The following is a 23,921-nucleotide window of genomic DNA, read 5'->3' as shown; positions in this document are numbered from 1 at the left end:
GGCTGATGTCTTTTTTCGCGACTTAATTCCCGCTGACATGCGATAGCCGTATAGAATTAGCACATCTGTTCCTATCCTGCGGTGACCAGTAACAGGTCTTTGGCGCTGGCCACGGGCAGGGCAGGAATCGGGCGGGTTACGCCACGCAATTCAAATGACTTCATGCCAGTCTGGTCACCTTCGTAACCTGCCGTTTGCAGCAGCTCCGCTGACACCAGAAGCTCGACCCCCAGCACCTTGGTCTCGCTCTCAAGCCGGCTGGCTACGTTGACTGCATCGCCGATGATGGTCCGCGGCGCATTGCCCGCGGCGCCGATTTCCCCCAACACCAGATCACCCAGATGCAGGCCCATACCGATGCGTACCTGCGGGCTGCCTTCCGCCTCAAGCCGCTGGTTGAACTGTGCGAGAGCCCGGCTGACGTCGCCGGCAGCCTTCAACCCGGCCCGGGCCGAGCTTTCGGCGTCGGGGGTTTCGAAGACGGCCAACAGGCCATCGCCCATATACTTGTCGACCACGCCGCCATCTGCGGTGATCGCCGGAACGATGGCGTCAAAGAACCGGTTCAACAGGAATACGATGTCATAAGGCAATTGCCCGGTGGTGCGCGATGTGAACCCACGCATATCCAGAAACAGAACAGCCAGTTGGCGCTCTTGCCCCTGGCTTGCATGGGCACGGTGCCGCCCTCCTTCGGGGCGGAACATGCGATACGCGGTTAGAGGTTCGGTCGGGCGGATTTGACAGGCCAGCCGCGCGCCCTTCGGGGCGCCAACAGCGGTCAGGCTTCGGGCCTCGATCTCGGCAGGAGCGGGGAGGTTATCGGCGCCGTCTTCTATGATCACTCGGCAAGTGGTGCACCGCCCTTTGCCGCCACACAAGGCTGTGTGTGGAATGCCATTAGCCTGCGAAATCTCAAGCAGGGTCATGCCCTTTTCGGCCACGACTTCGGGGCCTTCGACATATTTTATCCGTACCGAGTGCCTGCGCCGCCATAGCTTGCGAAGCGCAAACACCGCCAACGCTGTTCCCAATGCGATCCAAAAAGCCATCAGCGCATTGTCCTTGACGCTGAACATTGCCTCGAATGCCTCGGGCGAGGGCCAGTTGTAATGCTCGATATACTGTTCGCGAAGGAACGGATCGGCGAATTCCGCCCAGATGCGGCGCCCTTCGGTCAGCAACCCGGCCAGCGCGAAAGAGGGGATAAACACCGCCACGCCGATCAGATAGGGCACGGTTTTCGACCACCAGCGGGTCAGACGCAGCCACATGTGCAACCCGATGCAACCGTGAATCCAGACCAGCAGCAACAGCAAGCTCTGCATCCAGATCACTGTACTGGGCCACATCAGAATGATGATGTAGCCCATTTCGTCATTTACCTCATAGATTTCATGGGCATAGCGCGTTTGCACGATATGAGAGATCAGCTGCAGCGGGATCAGCAGGCCCAGCACTACTTGCACTCCGGTCGCAAGCGGCATCCGCAAGGTTCTGCGCTGGCTGATCGAGTATAGCGCCAACCCGGCATGGACCAGCAAGGCAACGTACAAGAGCACGCTCATGGCATCGTGGCGGGTGACGGTTTTGCGGCCATCCTGCATTCCGTGCAGGTAATCAGTATGAAACAGCCCCAGCCCGATATTGATGAAATGAAAGAAGGCAAAGGCAAACAGGATCAGGCCGCTGCCAATCCTCAGCCGGGCTGCCCACCCGCCTTGCCATAGAACGCTACTCAATCAGATCACCTGCATTTGCTTTGCTTGTACCCGAGTCTGATACGCGCGAGCGAATGGGTCAAGAATAAGACGGAACCCATTTGGTTGCAGTTGCGTCTGTGCGGATCAGGGCAGGGGAGATGTTGAACAGCACGACGTGGCTGAGCTCGGGGCGTGAGCGTGAGCTGTACAGCAATCCATCCGCGCCCATCGCGCGGGCCTGATCAGAAAATTGCCACGTGGGTGAGCGTCCCTGCCTGTCGTGGATGTCCTGCCAGATAATCGAGGCGTCGCGCTGCCCACGCAGGTCTACCAGACGCGCATCCGTGATGCGCGCGCGTTGCAAAACCCTTGGCGGGTCGCCGTCCGAGACATATCGTCGAATCGCAACACCGGCACCCTCTGTGCTGAGAGAGGCATAGAGAGCGGTCTGTCCTGCATAATGAAAACGCCCCTCGGGCGCCTTCGCGGGGGCCAGAGGGGCGTCGATCTGTGACAGAAACAGAATTCTCCAGACCGGGCCGGAGAATTCCAGCACCGGGTTAGTCCTGCTCCGCCAGGAAGCGTTCTGCGTCCAGCGCGGCCATACAGCCCATACCGGCGCTGGTGACGGCCTGACGATAGATGTGGTCGGTCAGGTCGCCGGCAGCGAAAACACCCGGCACCGAAGTCTCGGTCGAGCCCGGCTTGGTCACGACATAACCGCCCATATGGGTTTCCAGCGAATCCTTAACCAATTCATTGGCAGGCGCGTGGCCGATGGCGACAAACACGCCCTTACATGGGATCTCGGTGACCTCGCCGGTTTTGACGTTCTTGACGCGCACGCCTTCGACGCCCAAAGGCGCATCGGTGCCGACTACTTCTTCCAGCTCGTGGAACCACAGCGGCTCGATCTTTTCGTGCTTCAGCAGGCGGTCCTGCAGGATTTTCTCTGCCCGTAACTCATCACGACGGTGGATCAGAGTGACCTTGCTGGCGAAGTTTGTCAGGAACAGCGCCTCTTCCACGGCTGTGTTGCCGCCGCCGATCACGACGATTTCCTGCCCGCGATAGAAGAACCCGTCACATGTGGCGCAGGCCGAGACGCCAAAGCCCTTGAACTTTTCTTCCGACGGCAGACCCAGCCACTTGGCGCGGGCACCCGTGGCCAGAATGACCGCATCAGCGGTGTAGGTGGTGCCGCTGTCGCCTTTGGCGGTGAAGGGGCGTTTGCTGACGTCCAGATCGCTGATGATGTCTCCGATCACCTCGCAGCCCATCGCCTTGGCGTGATCCTGCATGCGGACCATCAGGTCGGGGCCCTGCACCTCGGTATCGCCGGGCCAGTTCTCAACTTCGGTGGTGGTGGTGAGCTGACCGCCGGGCTCAATGCCCTGAACCAGAATTGGCTCCAGCATTGCGCGGCTGGCATAGACGCCCGCAGTATAGCCGGCCGGTCCCGACCCGATGATCAGAACCTTGGTGTGACGTGTTTCGGACATGGTACCCCCAACTCGATCTGCCTGATTTGGGCGCGCGGCCCTTGGCGGATGGATATAACGACCCCAGTGCCGCGCTTAAAGCCCCTTCCTGTTTCACACCCGCTATGAGCCCTACGAATGGCGCACAAAAAAAGGACATTGAAAATAAACAATATTGCGCGACCGCGAAAGATTATTGCGCATCTTCCGGGTGCTGATATAACAACCGAAAAATCAGGAGCATTTGATGGTCGCGATACGGCTGGATGAGATTGACCGCAAGATTCTGGCGGAATTGCAGGCAGACGGTCGCATGACCAATGTCGAACTTGCAAAACGCGTTGGCATTTCAGCGCCTCCGTGCCTGCGCCGTGTGCGGACATTGGAAGAATCAGGCCTGATCCGTGGCTACCACGCCGAAGTGAACTCGCGCGAACTGGGATTCGAGGTTCAGGTCTTTGCCATGGTCGGTCTGGAAAGCCAGGCCGAGTCCGAGCTGAGCGCTTTCGAGGAACGCTGCCGCGAGTGGCCATTGGTGCGCGAGTGCCATATGCTGAACGGCGAGGTGGATTTTATCCTGAAATGCGTGGCACCGGACCTGAGCAGTTTTCAGCAATTCCTGACCGGCGATCTGCTGACCACGCCGAACGTGGCCAGCGTAAAGACTTCGCTGGTTATCCGCGGCGCAAAAGACGAGCCCGGCGTACCTTTTGATGTTCTGGAAGAACGAATGAGCCGGACCGCGTAAGCGCCGCCTCTTTCGGATGTGGTTTCATCGGTGGCAGAAAGGCTGCCACCGTCATGTAAAACACCCAACTTAATAATAACTGCATAATGCCCCCACATTGCAGATTGAGCCTAGATTCAGGCGGTTATCGCATCCACCTCTCCGTCTCCGGCGCGCGGCAAAACCAGCGGGCCGAAATCGTTCAGCGTGTCGATATGCGCGAACAGGTTTAGGTAGATCGATTTTAGCGACCGGCTGACCTTGCGAATGGTGTTGGCGCCGGGGTGATACGACTCGAATTGCAGCCCGTCGACCCTGATCACTGCATGACGTTTCAGGCAGATATGAAACAGCTCGACCGGGGTCGGTGGCAGCGTCTCGATGATGCTTGTGCCGTCCTGAAACTCGTATACCGGTGTCAGGACCTGATCGTCGCCGTGCACATGTCGCAGGTGTGCGGGTGTTCCCAACAACCGAGCGGCGGGGCCAGCGATGACACCCGACATTGGTTTTTGCATTCCGAACGTGTCGGCCATGATCCGTGTCAGCGGCCTTGTCCGACCGCGCGTATCCTCGCGCCCCGGTACAAGGGTGACGGATCCTTTCCACAGAACCGTTTCCGAGGTGCCGCTTTGTGTCAGAACCGTATCGCCGGGCAGCAGGTCTTCGATTGCCATCGGCCCGAATTCGGTTTCGACCAGAGATCCGCGGGTAAAGGCGCAGAACGCGTCTTCGAACATGGGCAGGGCAGGCGCGATGTGGCGGGTCTGTACGACATCCCCATTTCTCATCAACGTACTGACTTCGTAGCGCCGCAGCTGCGCCTTTTTCTGCGTCGTTGGTCTTGGTGCATCGCGCAGCAACGATGACGTTTCTACGGCGTTTCTGGCAGCGCGCGATAACGAACGTGGAATATTCATTTCAATTCCGTCCCCTCTTACTACCGCACAGGCAAGCTGAACCCCCGTACAGGCTCGCCTGATTGGATCTACTTGTGCCATGAAAGAATTCGGTAACCGTAGGGCGACAGGCGCGAACGGCCTTTGTCACTAAGAAAAATCCCACGTTTTTAGTCACCACTTGTCCCCCAGACAAACTCATACAAACGCCGGCTAAATTGCCTGCGCACACACGCCCCAAACCAGAACCGCACACAATATTCGCGGTAGGTCGCACAGCGGGTCGGAGCACTTCTCCGCTATGCGTCTTGTTCCCCGGGAACCGGCAGCTGGTTCGCGGGGCCTGTAAATCAGCGACGCGCTGCCAGACGGCGTGCGACCCTGACCGAGTGACTGGAAACCCGTTTCCAGGGCATCTCCAGATGTTGCTCTCTGGTGGCCGCAACCACGGCGCTGAGAAAGCGTGATTTCGTCTTCATTTCTTGTCCTGCCCGTTTGGGAGCTTTTGCCCCGTTTTCCTCTGAGGCCTCAATGTGCAGGGCCATTACGGCGGCGATAAGGCTGATCCGGGATGAATTCAGGACATAGGACGGTTTGCGTTTCCTTGTTTCGGGATATGTCGCGCCCTACTGGAGTTTTGGCTGATAACCACCTGAGAGCGGACAATAAATATACAATTGTAGCGACTCAGGTAGACAAAAGAATTATGGCGAAAAAGCGGCGAAATTGCCGCAATTCAGGCCGGTTCTTAAAGTTTTATGGCTGAAATCAGGCGGCCATAGTCGGCCTCTTTCGCGTGGGTCGACCGACGGTAGGAATAGAATCTGTCGGGATCGGAATAGGTGCAATGGCGTGTCCACTCGGCCTGACCGACCCCCGCCTGTCGCAGCCGATGCAGGCCAAAGGCTGGCAAGTCGAACTGCAGCCTGTCCCCGGTACCATTTGCAAAGAACTGTAGGTTTTCCGGAGAATCCGCGACGAATTCGTCTAAAAACTCGGGACCCACTTCATAGGCATGTTGCGAAATCGACGGCCCGATCACGGCCACCGTGTTTTCGCGTTTGGCGCCCAGGGCTTCCATCGCATCCAGCGTCGCCTCAAGCACACCGTCCAACGCGCCGCGCCAACCCGCATGGGCGGCTCCGATCACGTTTGCGTCAGAATCGGCGAACAGGACCGGCTGGCAATCTGCGGTGAGAATCGTCAATGCCAGATCGGGTGTTGCCGTGACCACCGCATCTGCCTTGGGTTTTTCACCGTTGAGCGGTCCATCGACGGTCAGAACGGTTGGTGAATGCACCTGATGAACACCGATCAGCGCTTCGGGCGCAACGTTCATCGCCTGAGCAACACGCTTGCGATTCACTGCAACGGCTTCGGTCTGATCGGATGAACCGTAACCACAGTTGAGGCCAGCAAACACACCCGATGAGGCACCGCCGCGGCGGCTGAAGAACCCGTGGCGCATGGGCGACAGCAAATCTGAGGTCAGAATCTCCAGGGTCATGGTTCCAGTCCGGGTGGTGGCGAGGAAGGGGTGGGGTAGAGGCCTAGTACTTTGAACAGGTTTCCCATTTCCTCGGGGTGCGTCAACCGGCGATGTGCTGCAACCAGCGCTGCAAGCTCAGACCCGCCGAGAGAGGCCGCTAGCGCTTGCGCGCGTGTAGTGATTCCCAGCCGTTCAAGAAACACGCCCTGCGGTGTCAGGCGCGAATGGGCGCATCCTGCGGCGCGGGTTGCAAGGGCCAGCGGTTCGAAATCCACATGGGCCGTCAGGTCGGACTGTCCGGGCAGAGCCAAGGGATCGGCGCGCTCATGTGCTTGAAGCGCCTGAAACGTATCGCCCTGCGAATGCCAATCACCGTAGTCCACAATCAACCCGGCGCCGCCATGGGTGCCGATTCGTCCTGCGATCACGGTGATGATGGGTATGGCCGCCGCACATAGCTCGACCAGATCATCATCTTTGGTGTCATCCAGTCGATCCTTCAGAGCGACCTGCTCGCCCTGCGGGCCCAATCCCCAAGTCAGCGCGTCACCATCCGAACCGATCAGCCGTTCGCGCCACCCATCGCCATCACGCAGGAACTGGCGGATAGGCAGGGCGTCGAAGAATTCGTTCGCGACCAGAAACAGCGGCGCATCGGGCAGGTCGGTGACCGTGTTGATCCAGCGCGGTTCAAATTCCCTTAAGGTCTGTGCTTGAACATCCCGCAAGGCGGGCGAGGCCTCGACCAATATGATCTCAGCAGCATCGAGAAAGCCCGGCACACGGGCCGTGGCACGCAGCATATCCCCCATCAGCGTACCGCGCCCCGGGCCAAGCTCGGCCAGCACGAAACGCTCAGGATGCCCCTGATCCAGCCAGCTCTGCGCCAGAGACAGGCCAATCAACTCTCCGAACATCTGGCTGATTTCTGGGGCAGTGATGAAATCTCCCTGCGCGCCAAGTGGGTCGCGCGAGGTATAGTAGCCATGCGTCGGATGCAGCAGGCAGTCGGTCATGTAGTCGGCCACGCTCATCGGGCCGTCCTGTGCGATCCGCGCAAGCAGGTGATCTCTCAGGCTCATGATACCGATCTTGAACGCAAGGCGAACCACAAGCCAAGCGCGATCATCGGTAGCGACAGCAATTGCCCCATCGTTAGGCCATAGCCACCGACCTGCAGGGCCAGCCCGAGTGGGTTACCGGGTGAGATGAACTGCGCGTCGGGCTGCCGGAAAAACTCGACAATGAAACGCGACGCGCCATAGCCCGCCATAAACAGGCCCATGATCAGGCCCGGCTTGTGGAAGGCACCGCGCCGATAGGCTAGCCACAACAGCAGGGCGCCCAGTAGCAGGCCTTCAAACACGGCTTCATATAACTGCGAGGGATGCCGGGCGCACATACCCGCGACCACACCGGGACAGTCCTGCGCGGCCGCCCCTGGAAAGATCACCGCCCAAGGCAATTCGCTGGGTCGGCCCCAGAGTTCGGCATTGATGAAGTTTGCCAACCGCCCCAGCAGCAACCCTGGTGGTACTGTATGCGCGATCAGGTCCGCCATGGACAGAACCGGAATCTGGTGACGCCGCGCATAAACGTAAGACGCAATCACAACCCCCAGCAGCCCGCCATGAAACGCCATGCCCCCCTGCCAGACTTTCAATATCTCCAGAGGGTTCGAAAGGTAGTAGGAGGGCTGGTAGAATAGGACGAACCCCAAACGCCCGCCAAGAATCACACCAAGGATGATCCAGGTGATCAGATCCTCAAGCTGTTCTGGTTTCATTGGCGGTGTCTTGTTGGGCCAAAGAGCCGGGCGTTTCAGCGCCATAACCCCCAATCGCCATGCAATCAGGATACCGGCGATATAGGCCAGCGCGTACCACCGCAGCGCGAACTCCATCCCGAACACTGAGATCGAGAACAATTCGGGCGACAGATCGGGGAAATTCAAAACAGCCTGCATGTGCGTCTCATTGCCCGGGGTTTGCGGGGCAAGTCAACCTTGAGCCCGCGCCAATCATTCCCCATATAGAGACCAACCGCGATTTCGGAGTAAAGCCATGCAAACCCGCAACAAGATCCTCGACGACGTATCCCAGCTGATGACAAACGCCATGGGTGTGGCGCAAGGCGCGCGGGAAGAGGCCGAGAACGCGATGAAGTCGATGATCGACCGCTGGCTGGCTGATCGCGATTTCGTCACGCGCGAAGAATTCGACGCCGTTCGCGCGATGGCCCAGAAAGCGCGTGAAGAGAACGCCGCGCTTGAGGCACGCATTGCTGCGCTTGAGGCGAAACTGGACAAGTAACGTCCAACTCAGAGTTTTTCAGAAAAAGACATGCGCCGCGCAATCCCGACCTCGGATTGTGCGGTGTTGTGCATCTTGCCGTCTTACAGAGTTTAATCAAGACAAAGCTGCGTGAGGCGCCAATATTTTGATCGCCGTTGCCTTCTGTCCACAACTTATTGCTGTTATCCCCAATAAATAGGGTTGCCAGAACCCATCTCGCGTCGCACCATATTTAGTACAGGCCTACGGGGGAAGCCCGGCTTGTAGAGCAGGCAACTAGCGCTGGGGCGCTGCCAGCCCCAAAATGCTAGAGATTAGTGAGGTGGCATTATGGCCCTTTCCGAGCAGTTTCTCGAAGAAGACCTTCATCCGATTGATATTGTTGAACACTTGGCTGAACACCACGACTGGGATTTCGACCGGATCGGGGATGATCAAATAGCAATGGCTGTGGAAGGGCAGTGGCGCACATACTCGATCACTTTGGCCTGGTCGAACTATGACGAAACACTCCGCATGGTGTGCTCGTTCGAGATGGAGCCGCCCTCGGATCGTGAAACCGAGTTGTATGAACTGCTGAACAAGATGAATGATCAGTGCTGGGCCGGGGCGTTCACCTACTGGGCTAATCAGAAGCTGATGGTCTATCGTTACGGTCTGGTTCTGGCCGGCGGCCAGATGGCCAGCCCGGAACAGATCGACACGATGATCACCGCCGCAGTGCTGAGCGCCGAGCGCTACTACCCTGCGATCCAGTTGGTGACATGGGGCAACCGTACCCCCGAAGAGGCGATGCAAGTCGCCATTGCAGAGGCCTACGGCCGCGCGTAAAGCTTTGCCCCAAGCCGAGTAAGGGGAGGGGCAATCATGGACATGTCACGCGTCGCCGAACAGGGGCTGGTGCTTCTGGGATGCGGTAAAATGGGATCGGCCATGCTCGCCGGATGGTTGGAGCATGGCCTTCCTGCGTCAGAGGTCTGGGTGATCGATCCGAACCCCTCGGACTGGTTGAAGGCGCAGGGCGTTAACATCAACACGCCTTTGCCCGAAGCGCCCGCAGTGGTTCTGGTGGCCGTCAAGCCGCAGATGATGGGTGAGGCTCTGCCTGCGATACGGGCGCTGGGCGGCGGTGGCAGCCTGTTTGTCTCGGTCGCGGCGGGCACCTCGATTGCCACATTCGAATCCGTATTGGGAGAGGGAACGCCAATCGTGCGCGCGATGCCGAACACGCCTGCAGCGATTCGGCAGGGAATCACGGCGTTGATCGGCAATTCGGTTGCGTCAGACACGGATGTTGCTCTGGCTGAAAACCTGCTGTCCGCTATTGGCGAAACGGTGCTGTTACAGGATGAATCGCAGATGGATGCTGTCACGGGCCTCAGCGGTTCGGGGCCGGCGTATGTCTTCCATCTGATCGAAACACTGGCCGCTGCAGGGCAAGCGCAGGGCTTGCCGCATGAACTGGCGATGAAGCTGGCCAAATCCACCGTTGCCGGGGCAGGGGCGTTGGCCATGGCGGCCGAGGAAGACCCCTCGCAACTGCGCGTGAATGTGACGTCTCCGAATGGCACCACGCAGGCCGCGCTTGAGGTGCTGATGCACGAAGAAGAAGGCTTCCCCGACCTGTTGCACCGCGCTGTTAAAGCCGCAACCGACCGATCCAAGGAGCTGTCCCGTGAGTGAGATTACTTTCGACGAATTCTTAAAGGTCGATATTCGCGTGGGTGAAGTGATCCGCGCCGAGCCCTATCCCGAAGCCCGCAAGCCTGCGATCAAGATGTGGATCGATTTTGGCGATGAGATTGGTGAACGCAAAACCTCGGCGCAGGTCACTGCGCATTACGACCCGGCGACTCTGGTGGGTAAACAAGTGATGGCCGTTGTGAACTTTCCCCCGCGCCAGATCGGTCGCTTCATGTCCGAGGTTCTGGTGCTTGGCCTGCCGGATGAAAACGGAGAGATCGTCCTGATCGGCCCGGATGGCGAGGTTCCAATCGGCGGGCGGATGCACTGATGAAGCTGCTGATTGCCCGCCCGATGACTGCCGCCGTCGAGGCCCGTGCCCGCGCCGAGTTCGATGTCGAGATTCGCACCGAAACCCTGCCGATGACACGCGATGAAATGTTGCGGGCTCTGACGGAATTCGACGTTGTTGTTCCCACGCTGGGCGATCAGTTCTCCGCTCAGGTGTTCGCCGATGCGCCTAATCCCCGCTGCAAACTGCTGGCGAATTTCGGCGTTGGCTACAATCACATCGACGTGGACGCTGCCCGTGCTGCCGGCATTGCTGTCACCAACACGCCCGGCGCGGTAACCGATGCCACCGCCGACATCGCGATGACCCTGCTGTTGTCCACTGCCCGCCGCGCTGGGGAGGGCGAACGGTTGGTTCGGGCAGGCGACTGGCAAGGTTGGCACCCGACGCAAATGCTGGGCCATCACGTCACCGGCAAGCGGGTTGGTATCGTCGGCATGGGCCGCATTGGCCAGGCCATCGCGCAACGGTGTCATTTCGGGTTCGGAATGCAAGTCGCATACCAATCGCGCAACGCTAAAGATCTGGATTTCCCGGCCGTTTACACCAGCGATCTTAAGGCGTTGGCCGGATCTGTCGATTTCCTGATCCTTGCCGTCCCCGGTGGCGCCGAAACCCGTCATCTGATCAACGCTTTGGTGCTTGGGGCGATGAACCCTTCGGCGATCCTGATCAACATCGCGCGTGGTGAGGTTGTGGATGAAGCCGCCCTGATCGCCGCGTTGCAAGCGGGTGAGATCGCAGGGGCGGGGTTGGATGTGTACGAATTTGAACCCGCCGTCCCGCAAGTTCTGCGCGACATGCAGAACGTGACCTTGCTGCCGCATCTGGGCACCGCGACCGAGGAAGTTCGCACCGATATGGGTCACATGGCGCTGGACAACGTCGAGGCCTTTGTTGCTGGCGGTCCGCTGCCGAATCCGGTTTAGGTTCCGACTGCCTCTCGCCAGTGTTTGCGGCAGAGCGAGACATAGGTCTCGTTCCCGCCGATCTGCACCTGAGCGCCTTCGGTGATGGTTTTTCCGTTCTCGTCCTGACGAATCACCATTGTCGCTTTGCGGCCGCATTTGCAGATTGTGCGGACCTCGCGCATTTCATCGGCCAGGGCCAGCAGGGCGGCCGAACCCGGGAACAGGTGCCCTTGAAAATCCACCCGCAGCCCATAAGCCAGTACCGGAACGCGCAGATCATCCACGGCACGGGCCAGCTGCCAGACTTGTTTTTCGGTCAGAAACTGAGCTTCGTCCACAAAGACACAGGCGATCTCCCCCCGGTTCAGGCGCGCTTCGATCATCGCAAACACGTCATCCCCGACCGAGAATGTATCGGCATCGGCGGAAATCCCGATCCGCGAGGCGATCTTGCCTAAGCCCGCTCGCCCGTCCAGCGCTGCGGTCATCAAATAGGTGTCCATGCCCCGCTCGCGATAGTTGTGCGAGGCCTGCAGCAACACGGTCGATTTACCCGCGTTCATGGTGGAATAGTTGAAGTAGAGCTTTGCCATGCGCCCGGGTCTAAAACGCCTGATCCCCTTGGGCAAGATGCCAAAACTCGGGAAAGAGGCGACGTCGTCGTTGTCGTTGCAGGGGCCGAGCTTAAAGCTCAAGGGGGATGGATCCCCCACGTCAACAACAACGACGCCGTTGGCCGACAGGCGGCCAATACTGAGCGGGGCTAATAATCTGCCCCGCAATTACTCGTAACCAGCTGGAACTGCCGTCACTCACTCACAAAATCCCCGAATATCTGAGGGATAGCCAATGTATGACATTTCAATTATGAATCGAGTATGGGAAATTTCTTTTCCCTTTCCCCCGCAATGGCAGATGTTGTGGGGGAAACAGGCAGAAAAGGTAAAAACATGGCAGATATCGGGGCCTATCTGAAAAAACACACAGAAGCATTGGTCAAAGATGTCGGCATTGAATCCGCATGCGAGATCACCGGAAAGTCCAAGGCGACTTTGGGGCGATACTATTCTGACAATGCCGAACACGTTGATCGGTACATGCCGGTGGACGCCGTAGCCCGGCTTGAGGCCGTTGCGAACTATCCGCATGTCACCTCGGCGCTGGCCGATCTGAAGAACATCACTCTGTCCTATGACGGACGCAACTCAGACACACCGCGCACCGGTGGGGTGAACTCGGACGTCATCGCCCTTAGCCAACGGTTCGCAATGCTGATGACCGAATACCAGGCCGCCATCGAAGACGGGATCATCACCGTGAACGAAGCCAAGCGCCTGCTGAAGGAAACCAGCCTGCTGCAACAGGTGCTGATCGAGATGAAGCTGCATTTGGAAGAAGAAAGCGTTAGCTAGGGCTAATCGCTGACCTTCTCGTTACGAATCCTGGCAACACAGGCTACAAAGGTCTGGTTTGCAGCACTTTTCTATGTTTCAAAAAAGCGAAATTGAAGGTCAGCCTTTTGTTTCCAACGACCAGTCTTGCGCTTTCACCTCAAGGGCTTCGTCTCGCAGGTAGAAATGAAAATGCCGCGTTCCAAGCCCTTCCATCGTGATCCAAGGTGTGGGGTCCATGTCGTCTTGGGTATTGCCAGAAATTTCGTAGAACTCGCCCCATGACGGTGCTAGCCCGCTAAAACGGCACTGGCCCCCATACCACCCATGGTCATTTACCGGCGTCACACGATACCGCTCGCAGTTTTTGAAGCAGACTGTGATTGCAGGTATGTTCTCGTATTCACGATAAACGTATGGGTTTGGCCGCATATGGGCCAATAGCGTTTGACCACTCCGCTCAATCTTGAGGCCAACATCGTTTGGATGCGCGTTCCAATCTTCGCTGAGGCGCGTAAATGTGGGCAGATCGTTAGTACGGAAATGCCAAGGCAATTCGTCTTTAGGGGTCCAAGTGACGAAAAGACGATCTGGACGCCGTGCCAGTGACTGTAGAGTATCCGCCGGTTCATTGATCAAGACGGCGACACTGCACCGCCCTGCCATTTTCCAGCCGGTCAAGCAATTCCTTATCCGCCGACCGTCGACCTGAGCAATCGGCAAGTTTCGGCCAGAAACCTCTAATACGTCTCCTGCCTCTGGAACATGTGTGAGCTGATCCAACACCAAGACAGTGCGAGGCTTCCCAGATTTATCGGCTGGCAGGTTAAATACATCGGTCAGTCGACCCTTGGGTTTGCGCACACAGTTACTCCAAAAAGTTCAAGCTGATCCTACCAATCATGGCAAACTTTTTGGAGCAAACGCTCGTAAACCGCGCAGCATTTGGTGGGTATGATCTCAAAGCAGAAAGCCAAACACTCTTTTGGGCGAACTCTGGAAACGGCCCACTACCCGTGCCGTTTCACAATAACTGAGCCCACTGAATAACCGGCCCCGAACGAGCAGATCAGCCCTACATCTCCTTCCGTCAGATCATCTGAATACTTAGAAAATGCAATGATCGACCCTGCCGAGGAAGTGTTGGCGTAGTCCTGCAGGATGTTGGGTTGCTCGCCGGCTTCGGGTTCGCGGCCCAGCACTTTTTTACCGATGAAATCGTTCATAGTTTTGTTAGCCTGATGCAGCCACAGACGTTTCAGGTCACCGCTGGATACGCCTTCGGATTCCATGTGGTCCGAGATGTGTTTGCTGACCAATGGCAGAACTTCCTTGAACACCTTGCGGCCGTTCTGCATGAACTGCATGTCACGGCGATCCACAACTCCGGCAGGGCGCGAGCGGCGCAGGAAGCCATTGTTATTGCGGATGTTGTTTGAGAACGACGTGGCGCAGCGGGTCGAGAGGATTTCGAAATGCGGGCCCCGCGCGTCTTCAATCCGTTCGATCAGAGTAGCCGTGGCGACATCGCCAAAGATAAAGTGGCAGTCGCGGTCGCGCCATTCCAGGTGGCCCGAACAAATCTCGGGGTTCACAACAAGCGCTGATCGTACCGAGCCCGAGCGGATCATGTCCGCCGCCGCCTGAATACCGAACGTGGCCGAGGAACAGGCAACGTTCATGTCGAAGCCGAAACCCTTGATACCCAGCGCCTGCTGGATCTCGATCGCAATCGCCGGATATGCGCGCTCGTGGTTGGACGCCGCGCAGATCACCAGATCGATATCCTCGGCGTTGCGTCCGGCCTGTGCTAGCGCTTTTTTGCAGGCGTCCACTGCCATCTCAGTCATGATGCCGGGTTCATCATCGCTGCGCTGGCGCAGCATGGGGTGCATCACGTCCGGGTCCAGAACACCCGACTTGTCCATCACATAACGGTTCTCGATGCCCGAGGCCTTTAGGATGAACTCTTCCGAGGAATGCTGCATGGGCTCTATCTCGCCCGCTGCGATCGCGTCGGCATTCGCGGCGTTTTGCTTGTCGGCATAGGCGTTGAAGGCAGCGACGAGTTCGGCATTGGTGATAACGTTCTCGGGCGTGAAAACACCGGTGCCGGTGATTGCAGGGGTATACATGGCGGGTCCTGGACGTTTCGAGTTTGCCTAAAATGCAGTCACGGCGAGGTTTGATCAAGGTATAGTGACCTAACGGAATGTACGAGGCTGAACCTATTTCAGCTTCATATCTTGAATAGTTCAAAATTTGAAGTATATGACCAGCCTGACGCATCCGGAGGGTACGTATGTCAGACGATATCAGCATCAGACTCAGCCGTCTCAGCCCCGAGATTCAATCCATCATGGGCGTGTATGCGCTGTATTGGAAACTGGAAGAGACGTTCGATTGCGTCGAAACGGACTTGAGCCATCTCGAATGCCATATGCTGATCAAACTGGATGAGCCAAAGCGCATGGGTGTATTGGCTGCCGATATGCTGACCGTCCCTTCGACCATTACGGCAACGGCGGACGGTTTGGAAAAGGCCGGGCTGCTGATCCGCGAACGCGACCCGGAAGACCGCCGAGCCTGGTTGCTGGTTCTGACAAAGCAGGGTCATGAACAGCGCAACATGCTGGTCTCCGTAGCCGGTGATTTGTTCCACCGCGCCTCTGGTTTGGATGCGGAAGAAACTGCTCAATTCGCGCAACTGGCGCGCAAAATCCGAGACAACATTCTGAAAACGGGAATTCCCGAGGGATTAACGAAATGAAACTCCTCTCTGTTATTAGCGCGACCCTGATCGCGCTAGCGACTACGGTTGTGGCACAAGACACGGCCAAACCGGTCAAGCTGATGCAGGTGCGGGAAACCTCGCCCGGGTTTTCGCGGCAGTTTTTCGGGCGGGTGGCTGCCCGGCAGACCGTTGACCTTGCCTTTCAGGTGTCCGGTCAGATTGTCGAAATGCCGGTGAACGAAGGCTTTGTGATCCCGAAGGGCGAGTTGATCGCGCAACTGGATCAAGCGCCGTTCCAGCGCCGTTATGATCGGGCCGTGCTGCAAAAGGATCAAGCGGATCGGACCTTGGCCCGTCTGTCGCGCTTGCGCGGAACGGCGGCCAGCCAGGTGGCGGTAGACGATGCGGAAACCGCTGCGCAGTTGGCTGATATTGCCGTCCGGGATGCGGAATACGATCTGGAACACGCCACGCTAACAGCGCCGTTTGACGCGTTGGTTTCCAGCCGGGCGGTCGAGTCCTTTACCACAGTGTCGGCCGGGGCGCCCATCGTTCGGATCCACGACATGTCCGAATTGCGGATTGAGGTCGATGTGCCCGAGATCCTGTTCCAGCGGTCCTCTCAGGAAGATGAACTGACAATCACCGCGAAATTCCCCGCCAGTGACGAGGTGTTCCCTCTGCAAATCCGCGAGTTTGATGCCGAAAGCTCGACCGTGGGGCAGACGTTTCGCATTCAGTTTGGTTTGACCCCGCCCGAAGGTCTGCAAATTCTGCCTGGTTCGTCCGTGACCGTAACTGTTCAGGTGCAGGACGCCCGGACAGGTATCATTATTCCCGCCTCAGCCATCGTTGCCGATGCTGACGGGGCGTTGGGTGTGATGGTGTTCTCGCCGGTCGGAGCTGATGAGGGCAACATTCGGCATGTGCCTGTCACCATCGAGCCGACCCAGTCCGGTGATGTTCGGGTGCTGACTGGTCTGTCGGATGGCGATGAAATCGTTGTCGCCGGAGGGGGCGCGCTGACCGATGGTCAGGCCGTGCGCCGCTTTGCCGGTTTTGCGAACTGAGGGCTGACAGATGAACATCGCACGCGCGTCAATTGACCGGCCGCTTTATGTTTGGCTGATCATCCTGTTTGCCCTGTTTGGCGGCATCTGGGGCTTCCTTTCGCTGGGCCGACTGGAAGACCCGGCCTTTACCATCAAAAACGCCGTCATTTCAACGCAATACCCCGGTGCCACGGCAGAGCAAGTGGCGCTTGAGGTCTCGGAGCCGCTGGAATCCGCGATTCAGCAGATGGGTGAGGTCAAGACGATCACATCGGTCAACCAGCCCGGATTTTCGCTGATCGAGGTTGAAATCAAGTCTACTTATGACGGCACGGAATTGCCGGGCATCTGGACGGAACTGCGCGCCAAGATGCGCGACGCCGCGCGATCCTTGCCTCCGGGAGTTGGGCAGCCGCTGGTCAATGATGGTTTCGGCGATGTGTTCGGCCTATTCTATGCCGTCACTGCTGAAGGCTTTTCCGACGCCGAGAAACACGAACTGGCCACCTTTCTGCGACGCGAGTTGCTGACCGTTTCCGGTGTGGCGGATGTCGAGGTGATGGGCCTGCCGCAAGAGGCGATCTTTGTTGAACCCGACCTGGCCATTTCGGTGAACCAGAATGTGCCGATCCAGACTATCAACGAAGCCATTGCCAACGCGGATTCCGTAAACGCATCAGGTTCCGTCCGGTCCGAAAATGACAGGACCACCATTTTGACCGCAGAAGGGTCGGATTCCGTTTCGGCTATTGCCGGGCTGTCCGTCGGTTCACAAGGGCAGGTGATCAACCTGTTCGATATGTCTCACGTGTACAGGGGGCGCCAGACTGACCCAGATGTCATGATCCGGTTCAACGGCACCGAGGCGTTCACGCTGGGCGTCGCAGGGCTGTCGACTGAGAATATCGTCGAGGTCGGCCAGCGTGCCGACGCCAAGTTTGCCGAGCTGGACACCCAAATCCCCTTTGGCGTGGAAATCCTGCCGATCTATCAGCAGCACGTGGTGGTGGAGCAGGCCTCGAACGATTTTCTGGTGAACCTTGCGATGTCCGTCAGTATCGTGGTTGCGGTGCTTGCGGTCTTCATGGGGTGGCGTGCGGCCGTGGTCGTTGGCTCGACCCTGTTGCTGACCGTTGTAGGCACATTGCTGTTCATGTCGATATTCTCGATCGAGATGGAGCGCATTTCGCTGGGCGCCCTGATCATCGCCATGGGGATGTTGGTGGACAACGCCATCGTTGTCGCCGAGGGGATGCAGATCGCCATGCTGCGCGGCAAGAACTCGCGCGATGCTGCGGATGAGGCCGCGTCGAAAACACAAATCCCACTGTTGGGGGCCACGGTGATTGGCATCATGGCCTTTGCCGGGATCGGCCTCAGCCCCGATGCAACGGGCGAGTTTCTGTTCTCGCTGTTTGCGGTAATCGGCATTTCGCTGCTGCTCAGCTGGGTGCTGGCGCTGACCGTTACGCCGTTGCTTGGACACTACTTCTTCAAACAGGGTAAAGAGGGCGCGGTCGATGCCTACGGTGGTATCATGTTCCGTGTGTACGGGGCGATCCTGCGCTGGGCATTGCGGATGCGCTGGCTGGTGATTGCCGCCCTGATCGGTGTCACGGCGGCTTGTTTCGCGGGCTTCGGTCTGGTGAAGCAACAGTTCTTCCCGGACTCGAATACGCCACTGTTCTTCGTGCATTACAACCTGCCGCAAGGCACGCCGATTGCCCGCACGGCTGAGGACATGGCTGTGTTCGAAGACTGGCTGGCCGAGCGTGAAGATGTCGTCTCAGTCGCCACATTCGTCGGCCAGGGGGCAACCCGGTTCCTGCTGACCTATTCGGCAGAAAAACCGAACCCCGGCTATGGTCACATGATCATCCGCACTGAAACTTTGGATGACATTCCGGCGCTGCAAGCGGATCTGGAAACCTTTGGTCAGGCACAATTCCCCGAAGGTCAGTTCCGCACCAAGCGCCTGATCTTTGGCCCAGGTGGCGGCGATCCGATACAGGCACGGTTCTCGGGCAGTGATCCGGCGGTTCTGCGTGAATTGGCAGATGCAGCTGTGCTGAAAATGCGTGAGGCTTCGCCCAATGCGCTGAACGTCTATCACGACTGGCGGGAGCAGGAACTGGCGGTTCAGCCGATCTACGCGACCGAGCGTGCCCAGACAGCAGGTGTCTCACGCGAGGATATCGCTGCGACGCTACAGTTTTCGACGGACGGCATCTCTGCCGGAGGGTTTCGTGAACGCGACCGCCTGATCCCGATTATTTTGCGCCGCCCAGCGGACGGAAATTACTCGATCGTGGATCAGGTCGTTTACTCGGATCAGTCGGAGCGGTTTGTGCCTATCGAACAAATGGTCGATGGGTTCGAATACAAGCCGCTCAACACGCTGGTCCATCGCCGCGACCGTGTGCTGACGATCACCGTGGGAGCAGACATCCCGCCGGACATGACCGCGGCGCAGGTCCACTCGGAAGTGCGGGCAGCTATCGAGGGCATGGAATTGCCGCCGGGATACCGGATGGAATGGGGTGGCGAGTTCGAAAACGCCGGCGAAGCCAATGAAAGCCTTGGGCGTCAGCTGCCGCTGAGCCTGCTGATTATGGTGTTGATCTCGGTGCTGATCTTCAACGCTATCCGCCAGCCGATCATCATCTGGCTGCTGGTGCCGATGTCGGTGAACGGGGTTGTAATCGGCCTGCTGGGTACTGGCCTGCCGTTTACTTTCACCGCACTGCTGGGCTTGCTCAGCCTGTCGGGGATGCTGATCAAGAACGGTATCGTTCTGGTCGAAGAGATCGACTTGGTCCGAGCCACCGGCAAACCCCTGCGCGAGGCGATTGTCGAGGCCTCGGTCTCGCGTCTGCGCCCTGTGATGCTGGCGGCGATCACCACTATTCTGGGGATGGCGCCGCTGCTGACGGATGCGTTCTTCCGATCCATGGCGGTGACGATCATGGGCGGTTTGGCCTTTGCCACGATCCTGACCATGGTTGCGGCACCAGTCTTTTATCTTGTGTTCTTTGCACGGGATGAAAAACGCGAGGCTGCAGCGGCCTGATAAAAACCGGGCGGCTGTTTCAGTCGCCCGGGTCTTTTGCCGGGTCGTAGTTGTAGTAGAAACAAGACAGCTTGTTGCCATCCGGATCGCGTAGGTAGGCAACATAGAAATCGGGCGTGTAACGGCCCCGTGTGCCCGGCGCCCCTTCGTCCGTGCCGCCATGTTTCAGCCCTGCTGCGTGAAACTGCCTTACTTGCGCGGCGCTGTTGGCGGGGAAGGCTATCATCGTGCCATTCCCAACGGTGGCGGTGCCGCCGTCAAAGGGCGTACAGACCCAAAACCCGACACCGGCGTCAGGTTCGGTTCCCCATCCCGCGCTATCTTCGGTCCATCCTGGCAGGCGAGGCTGCTCCAAAACCGCAAAGATCGCGTCATAGAACCGGATGGCCTGCTTCAGGTCATTGGTGCCGTATGTGGTGTAAAGGCGCATGGCTGTCCTGTTGGTTTCAGGACCGCATCATGCCGCCTGCATACCTACAGGAACAGTGAAAACCGTGTCAGATCAGCGGAACCAGCGGTACATCACACGCGGTCAGCGTCATAAGAGCGGCGAATACCATAAACCTGCGCATTTCTTTTCCCTTCTGCTCGTCTGAAGAAAAGATGCGCGCCCGAAGACACGGGGTCAACGGGCGCGTAGAATGTGTTGCATTTAAGCGGGTTCGGGCCAGTCAGCCCTGCAGAGATTTCACCTCGACATCCCCTTCGGCCTGCGCCTTGATCGCCAGTGCGGCGGCATGGCTTGCGGCAGCGGTGGTGAAATAGGGGATCTTGTCATAGAGCGCGATCGAGCGGATGGACTTGCTGTCCTCGACCGCCTGCGCGCCTTCGGTCGTGTTCATCAGCAGTTGCACCTGACCGTCTTTTAGCATGTCGACGACGTCCGGACGGCCCTCATAGACCTTGTTCACCACGTCACACTCCACGCCGTGGCTGGTTAGCCAGCTTTGCGTGCCACGGGTCGCAATCAGCTTGAACCCTTGCTCGGTCAGCACCTGCGCGGCCTCAAGCATCGCTGCGGTTTTGTCGGCATCCTTGATCGAGATGAACGCACGTCCCGAGGACGGCAGCACCATTCCGGCCCCCATTTGCGCCTTGAGGAAGGCACGCGGGAAGTCGCGGTCCCAACCCATAACCTCACCGGTCGAGCGCATTTCCGGGCCAAGGATCGTGTCAACGCCGGGGAAGCGGGCGAAGGGCAGCACTGCCTCTTTCACCGAGAACCACGGCATGTCCGGGTCGGCCAGCGTCATTTGGTCGGCGATCTTGGTGTCCTTGCCTTCCTGATAGGGCGGACGCATCGGGAAGTTTGACAGTTTCTCGCCAGCCATGACACGGGCTGCAATCGAAGCAATCGCGCTGTCGGTCGCCTTCGCCACAAACGGCACGGTGCGCGAAGCGCGGGGGTTAACCTCGATCAGGTAGATCTCATCATCCTTGATCGCGAACTGGACGTTCATCAAGCCAACAACGTTCAGCGCCTTGGCCAGTTTGAACGCCTGATCCTTGATCTGGCCGAGGATTTCTTTCGACAGCGAGTAGGGCGGCAGCGAACAGGCCGAGTCACCCGAGTGAACACCCGCCTCTTCGATATGCTGCATGATGCCTGCAACGTGCACGTCGGTACCGTCGCACAGCGCATCCACGTCCAGCTCAACCGCGCCGGCCAGATAGCTGTCCAGCAGAACCGGGCTGTCACCCGAAACCACAACGGCCTCGTTGATGTAGCGCTTCAGTTGATCCATATCGCGCACGATTTCCATCGCGCGGCCGCCCAGAACGTAAGATGGGCGAATGACCAGCGGGAAGCCGATCTCATCTGCAATGGCCAGCGCCTGTTCGTCGGTCGAGGCGATGCCGTTTTTCGGCTGCTTCAGACCCAGATCGTTGACCAGCGCCTGGAAGCGTTCGCGGTCTTCGGCCAGGTCAATCGCGTCGGGCGTGGTGCCGAGAATCGGAATACCTTCGGCCTCCAGCGCGTTTGCCAATTTCAGTGGGGTTTGGCCGCCGAACTGAACGATCACACCGTGCAGCGTGCCGTTTTCCTGCTCTTTCGTCAGGATTTCCATGACGTGCTCGAAGGTCAGAGGCTCGAAATAAAGGCGGTCCGAGGTGTCGTAGTCGGTCGACACAGTCTCGGGGTTGCAGTTGACCATGATGGTCTCGTATCCCGCCTCTGTCAGTGCGAAGCAGGCGTGACAGCAGCAATAGTCGAACTCGATGCCCTGACCGATCCGGTTCGGGCCACCGCCGAGGATGACAACCTTTTTGCGGTCGCTCGGACGTGCTTCACATTCAACCTCACCCATCATTGGGGCCTCGTAGGTCGAATACATATAGGGTGTCTGCGCTTCGAATTCGGCAGCGCAGGTGTCGATGCGCTTAAACACGGCCTTTACGCCCAGATTGCGGCGGGCGCGGCGCACGTTGTCTTCATCCCGACCGGTCAGGTTGCCCAGACGCGCATCAGTGAAGCCCAGCATCTTGAGTTTGCGGATGCCTTCCTCGGTCATCGGCAGGCCGTCTTTGCGCACCTGGCGCTCGGCCTCAATGATCTCGCGGATACGGGCCAGGAACCACGGGTCGAACTTGGTGACGCCGAAAATCTCATCGTCGGTCAGACCGTGGCGCATAGCCTGCGCGATGGTGCGCAGACGGTCGGGGGTCTGCTGGCTGATCGCTTTGATCACTGCGGCCTTGTCATCGGCTTCGTCCCAGAGGCCGACATTCAGACCGGGGATTTCGATCTCATCAAAGCCGGTCAGGCCCGATTCCATCGAAGCCAGAGCCTTCTGCATCGATTCGTGGATAGTGCGGCCGATGGACATGGCCTCACCCACCGACTTCATCGCGGTGGTCAGATAAGGTTCCGAGCCAGGGAATTTCTCAAAGGCGAATTTCGGAATCTTGGTGACGACATAGTCGATGGTCGGCTCGAACGAGGCGGGCGTGACCTTGGTGATGTCGTTGTCCAGTTCGTCCAAGGTGTAACCCACGGCCAGTTTTGCGGCGATCTTGGCAATCGGAAAACCGGTCGCTTTTGAGGCCAGCGCTGAGGAGCGTGACACGCGCGGGTTCATCTCGATCACGACCATGCGGCCATCATCTGGGTTGATCGCCCACTGAACGTTCGACCCGCCGGTTTCGACACCGATCTCGCGCAATACAGCGATCGAGCCGTTGCGCATGATCTGGTATTCCTTGTCGGTCAGGGTCAGGGCAGGGGCCACGGTGATCGAGTCACCCGTGTGCACGCCCATCGGATCGACGTTCTCAATCGAACACACGATGATGGCGTTGTCGGCGGTGTCGCGCACCACCTCCATCTCGTATTCTTTCCAACCAAGCAGGCTTTCATCGACAAGGATTTGGTTTACCGGCGAGGCATCCATGCCCGAGCGGCAAAAATGAATGTAATCCTCGCGGTTATAGGCCACACCACCGCCGGTGCCACCCAGCGTAAAGGCGGGGCGGATGATGGCGGGCAGTCCGATTTCTTCCAACTCGTCCAGCGCCATCTGCACCCCGGCGTCCAGATCGGTAGAGCCGTCTTCGCGTTTGGGTGCGGTCACGATGGTTGCCTTGGGGTTTTCAAGACCCAACCGGTCCATCGCCTCGCGGAACAGGGCGCGGTCTTCGGCCATCTCGATGGCGTCGCGCTTGGCGCCGATCATCTCAACGCCGAACTTGTCCAGCACTCCCATCTCTTCCAGCGCCAGCGAGGTATTCAAGCCAGTCTGCCCGCCCATGGTGGGCAGCAGCGCGTCGGGGCGTTCTTTCTCGATAATCTTGGCAACAACTTCGGGGGTAATCGGCTCGATGTAGGTGGCGTCCGCCAGCCCGGGATCGGTCATGATCGTCGCCGGGTTTGAGTTCACCAGAATGACCCGGTATCCTTCTTCCCGCAGTGCCTTACAGGCCTGTGCACCGGAATAGTCGAACTCGCAGGCTTGACCGATAACAATGGGGCCCGCCCCGATGATCATGATCGACTTGATGTCGGTTCTTCTCGGCATGGCCACATTCCTTCGATTGTTCGCGAGTCAGGGCGCCCCCAAGCGCCCAAATTGTCCTGCGTTATAGGGACCGCGCGAAAAGGTTCAAGGGGTATCGGAATTGGGGGTGAAATTGCCGC

22 protein-coding genes are annotated in these 23,921 nt (G+C 58.5%); 10 read left to right on the top strand and 12 right to left on the bottom strand.

All coding sequences use genetic code 11. The features are described from left to right. Nucleotides 1-71: 71 nt before the first annotated feature. The 3 genes from ACXAGD_RS12280 to trxB are packed head-to-tail and all read right to left on the bottom strand — an operon-like array spanning nt 72 to nt 3,205. On the bottom strand, nt 72-1,742 hold the full coding sequence (locus ACXAGD_RS12280; protein WP_475210982.1) for an adenylate/guanylate cyclase domain-containing protein: 1,671 nt from the start codon (nt 1,740-1,742) through the stop codon (nt 72-74). Between the two features lie 58 nt (nt 1,743-1,800). Further along, nucleotides 1,801-2,259 (bottom strand): RES family NAD+ phosphorylase, encoded by a 459-nt coding sequence (locus ACXAGD_RS12275; RefSeq protein ID WP_475210979.1) that lies wholly within the window; start codon nt 2,257-2,259, stop codon nt 1,801-1,803. Nucleotides 2,260-2,263: 4 nt separating this feature from the next. Beyond that, complete coding sequence (trxB, locus tag ACXAGD_RS12270) at nt 2,264-3,205, bottom strand: thioredoxin-disulfide reductase (protein WP_475210977.1); 942 nt, start codon at nt 3,203-3,205, stop codon at nt 2,264-2,266. A gap of 226 nt (nt 3,206-3,431) precedes the next feature. On the opposite strand from trxB, the gene ACXAGD_RS12265 reads away from it, so the two are divergent. Next, a complete protein-coding gene (locus ACXAGD_RS12265; protein WP_170331943.1) occupies nt 3,432-3,932 on the top strand; it encodes an Lrp/AsnC family transcriptional regulator in 501 nt (166 codons plus the stop codon). 116 nt (nt 3,933-4,048) lie between these two features. Here the strand turns inward: ACXAGD_RS12265 and ACXAGD_RS12260 are convergent, their stop codons facing one another. The 4 genes from ACXAGD_RS12260 to lgt all read right to left on the bottom strand — a co-directional run bounded on the left by ACXAGD_RS12260 (nt 4,049) and on the right by lgt (nt 8,265). Beyond that, entirely contained in the window at nt 4,049-4,831 is a 783-nt protein-coding gene (locus ACXAGD_RS12260; RefSeq protein ID WP_475210975.1) for a Hint domain-containing protein, read from the bottom strand. A 727-nt stretch (nt 4,832-5,558) separates the two neighbouring features. Next, complete coding sequence (gene pgeF / locus ACXAGD_RS12255; RefSeq protein WP_475210973.1) at nt 5,559-6,317, bottom strand: peptidoglycan editing factor PgeF; 759 nt, start codon at nt 6,315-6,317, stop codon at nt 5,559-5,561. After that, entirely contained in the window at nt 6,314-7,381 is a 1,068-nt protein-coding gene (locus ACXAGD_RS12250) for a class I SAM-dependent methyltransferase (protein ID WP_475210972.1), read from the bottom strand. The genes pgeF and ACXAGD_RS12250 overlap by 4 nt, the downstream gene beginning before the upstream one ends. After that, a complete protein-coding gene (lgt, locus tag ACXAGD_RS12245) occupies nt 7,378-8,265 on the bottom strand; it encodes a prolipoprotein diacylglyceryl transferase (protein WP_475210971.1) in 888 nt (295 codons plus the stop codon). The genes ACXAGD_RS12250 and lgt overlap by 4 nt, the downstream gene beginning before the upstream one ends. Nucleotides 8,266-8,362: 97 nt before the next feature. On the opposite strand from lgt, the gene ACXAGD_RS12240 reads away from it, so the two are divergent. The 5 genes from ACXAGD_RS12240 to ACXAGD_RS12220 all read left to right on the top strand — a co-directional run bounded on the left by ACXAGD_RS12240 (nt 8,363) and on the right by ACXAGD_RS12220 (nt 11,557). After that, nucleotides 8,363-8,611, top strand: coding sequence for an accessory factor UbiK family protein (locus ACXAGD_RS12240; RefSeq protein WP_050604795.1), 249 nt, complete (start codon nt 8,363-8,365; stop codon nt 8,609-8,611). Nucleotides 8,612-8,923: 312 nt separating this feature from the next. Further along, the gene (locus ACXAGD_RS12235) at nt 8,924-9,424 is read left to right on the top strand and encodes a type III secretion system chaperone family protein (RefSeq protein ID WP_170490324.1); all 501 of its coding nucleotides are present in this window, start codon (nt 8,924-8,926) and stop codon (nt 9,422-9,424) included. A 36-nt stretch (nt 9,425-9,460) separates the two neighbouring features. Then, nucleotides 9,461-10,276 (top strand): pyrroline-5-carboxylate reductase, encoded by an 816-nt coding sequence (gene proC / locus ACXAGD_RS12230; protein WP_475210970.1) that lies wholly within the window; start codon nt 9,461-9,463, stop codon nt 10,274-10,276. Next, nucleotides 10,269-10,607, top strand: a complete 339-nt coding sequence (locus tag ACXAGD_RS12225; protein WP_475210968.1) for a tRNA-binding protein — start codon at nt 10,269-10,271, stop codon at nt 10,605-10,607. The genes proC and ACXAGD_RS12225 overlap by 8 nt, the downstream gene beginning before the upstream one ends. Next, nucleotides 10,607-11,557, top strand: coding sequence for a 2-hydroxyacid dehydrogenase (locus ACXAGD_RS12220; protein WP_475210966.1), 951 nt, complete (start codon nt 10,607-10,609; stop codon nt 11,555-11,557). The genes ACXAGD_RS12225 and ACXAGD_RS12220 overlap by 1 nt, the downstream gene beginning before the upstream one ends. Here ACXAGD_RS12220 and ACXAGD_RS12215 read toward each other — a convergent pair. Further along, nucleotides 11,554-12,132 (bottom strand): thymidine kinase, encoded by a 579-nt coding sequence (locus ACXAGD_RS12215; protein ID WP_475210965.1) that lies wholly within the window; start codon nt 12,130-12,132, stop codon nt 11,554-11,556. The two genes, ACXAGD_RS12220 and ACXAGD_RS12215, sit on opposite strands and share 4 nt — an antisense overlap. 357 nt (nt 12,133-12,489) lie before the next feature. Here ACXAGD_RS12215 and ACXAGD_RS12210 point away from each other — a divergent pair, with 357 nt between their 5' ends. After that, on the top strand, nt 12,490-12,951 hold the full coding sequence (locus ACXAGD_RS12210) for a hypothetical protein (RefSeq protein ID WP_475210963.1): 462 nt from the start codon (nt 12,490-12,492) through the stop codon (nt 12,949-12,951). Nucleotides 12,952-13,050: 99 nt separating this feature from the next. On the opposite strand, the gene ACXAGD_RS12205 is transcribed toward ACXAGD_RS12210, so the two are convergent. Further along, nucleotides 13,051-13,794 carry a hypothetical protein gene (locus tag ACXAGD_RS12205; RefSeq protein WP_475210961.1) on the bottom strand — a complete coding sequence of 248 codons (744 nt, stop codon included), beginning with the start codon at nt 13,792-13,794 and terminating at the stop codon, nt 13,051-13,053. A 146-nt stretch (nt 13,795-13,940) separates the two neighbouring features. Next, a complete protein-coding gene (locus tag ACXAGD_RS12200; RefSeq protein ID WP_475210960.1) occupies nt 13,941-15,065 on the bottom strand; it encodes a beta-ketoacyl-ACP synthase III in 1,125 nt (374 codons plus the stop codon). 167 nt (nt 15,066-15,232) lie between these two features. Between ACXAGD_RS12200 and ACXAGD_RS12195 the strand changes: the two genes are divergently transcribed. The 3 genes from ACXAGD_RS12195 to ACXAGD_RS12185 are packed head-to-tail and all read left to right on the top strand — an operon-like array spanning nt 15,233 to nt 19,786. Then, nucleotides 15,233-15,700 carry a MarR family winged helix-turn-helix transcriptional regulator gene (locus ACXAGD_RS12195; protein ID WP_475210959.1) on the top strand — a complete coding sequence of 156 codons (468 nt, stop codon included), beginning with the start codon at nt 15,233-15,235 and terminating at the stop codon, nt 15,698-15,700. Continuing rightward, the gene (locus ACXAGD_RS12190; RefSeq protein ID WP_475210957.1) at nt 15,697-16,734 is read left to right on the top strand and encodes an efflux RND transporter periplasmic adaptor subunit; all 1,038 of its coding nucleotides are present in this window, start codon (nt 15,697-15,699) and stop codon (nt 16,732-16,734) included. Before ACXAGD_RS12195 ends, ACXAGD_RS12190 begins: the two co-directional genes overlap by 4 nt. A gap of 10 nt (nt 16,735-16,744) precedes the next feature. Beyond that, complete coding sequence (locus ACXAGD_RS12185; protein WP_475210955.1) at nt 16,745-19,786, top strand: efflux RND transporter permease subunit; 3,042 nt, start codon at nt 16,745-16,747, stop codon at nt 19,784-19,786. A 19-nt stretch (nt 19,787-19,805) separates the two neighbouring features. Here the strand turns inward: ACXAGD_RS12185 and ACXAGD_RS12180 are convergent, their stop codons facing one another. Together ACXAGD_RS12180 and carB are read right to left on the bottom strand one after the other, a co-directional pair. Beyond that, entirely contained in the window at nt 19,806-20,216 is a 411-nt protein-coding gene (locus ACXAGD_RS12180) for a VOC family protein (protein ID WP_475210954.1), read from the bottom strand. A 241-nt stretch (nt 20,217-20,457) separates the two neighbouring features. Beyond that, on the bottom strand, nt 20,458-23,802 hold the full coding sequence (gene carB, locus ACXAGD_RS12175; protein WP_475210952.1) for a carbamoyl-phosphate synthase large subunit: 3,345 nt from the start codon (nt 23,800-23,802) through the stop codon (nt 20,458-20,460). Nucleotides 23,803-23,921: the final 119 nt, after the last annotated feature.

This window comes from Ruegeria sp. ABF4_144 (genome assembly GCF_056160045.1).
The sequence above is the reverse complement of the archived record's forward strand: the minus strand, read 5'-3'. Positions and strand labels throughout refer to the sequence as shown.

Excerpts from the sequence above, each read along its gene's own strand:
- trxB (WP_475210977.1), bottom strand. The coding sequence starts at position 3,205 with ATGTCCGAAACACGTCACACCAAGGTTCTGATCATCGGGTCGGGACCG.
- ACXAGD_RS12265 (WP_170331943.1), top strand. The coding sequence starts at position 3,432 with ATGGTCGCGATACGGCTGGATGAGATTGACCGCAAGATTCTGGCGGAA.
- ACXAGD_RS12260 (WP_475210975.1), bottom strand. The coding sequence starts at position 4,831 with ATGAATATTCCACGTTCGTTATCGCGCGCTGCCAGAAACGCCGTAGAA.
- pgeF (WP_475210973.1), bottom strand. The coding sequence starts at position 6,317 with ATGACCCTGGAGATTCTGACCTCAGATTTGCTGTCGCCCATGCGCCAC.
- ACXAGD_RS12250 (WP_475210972.1), bottom strand. The coding sequence starts at position 7,381 with ATGAGCCTGAGAGATCACCTGCTTGCGCGGATCGCACAGGACGGCCCG.
- lgt (WP_475210971.1), bottom strand. The coding sequence starts at position 8,265 with ATGCAGGCTGTTTTGAATTTCCCCGATCTGTCGCCCGAATTGTTCTCG.
- ACXAGD_RS12240 (WP_050604795.1), top strand. The coding sequence starts at position 8,363 with ATGCAAACCCGCAACAAGATCCTCGACGACGTATCCCAGCTGATGACA.
- ACXAGD_RS12235 (WP_170490324.1), top strand. The coding sequence starts at position 8,924 with ATGGCCCTTTCCGAGCAGTTTCTCGAAGAAGACCTTCATCCGATTGAT.
- proC (WP_475210970.1), top strand. The coding sequence starts at position 9,461 with ATGGACATGTCACGCGTCGCCGAACAGGGGCTGGTGCTTCTGGGATGC.
- ACXAGD_RS12220 (WP_475210966.1), top strand. The coding sequence starts at position 10,607 with ATGAAGCTGCTGATTGCCCGCCCGATGACTGCCGCCGTCGAGGCCCGT.
- ACXAGD_RS12215 (WP_475210965.1), bottom strand. The coding sequence starts at position 12,132 with ATGGCAAAGCTCTACTTCAACTATTCCACCATGAACGCGGGTAAATCG.
- ACXAGD_RS12210 (WP_475210963.1), top strand. The coding sequence starts at position 12,490 with ATGGCAGATATCGGGGCCTATCTGAAAAAACACACAGAAGCATTGGTC.
- ACXAGD_RS12200 (WP_475210960.1), bottom strand. The coding sequence starts at position 15,065 with ATGTATACCCCTGCAATCACCGGCACCGGTGTTTTCACGCCCGAGAAC.
- ACXAGD_RS12195 (WP_475210959.1), top strand. The coding sequence starts at position 15,233 with ATGTCAGACGATATCAGCATCAGACTCAGCCGTCTCAGCCCCGAGATT.
- ACXAGD_RS12190 (WP_475210957.1), top strand. The coding sequence starts at position 15,697 with ATGAAACTCCTCTCTGTTATTAGCGCGACCCTGATCGCGCTAGCGACT.
- ACXAGD_RS12185 (WP_475210955.1), top strand. The coding sequence starts at position 16,745 with ATGAACATCGCACGCGCGTCAATTGACCGGCCGCTTTATGTTTGGCTG.
- ACXAGD_RS12180 (WP_475210954.1), bottom strand. The coding sequence starts at position 20,216 with ATGCGCCTTTACACCACATACGGCACCAATGACCTGAAGCAGGCCATC.
- carB (WP_475210952.1), bottom strand. The coding sequence starts at position 23,802 with ATGCCGAGAAGAACCGACATCAAGTCGATCATGATCATCGGGGCGGGC.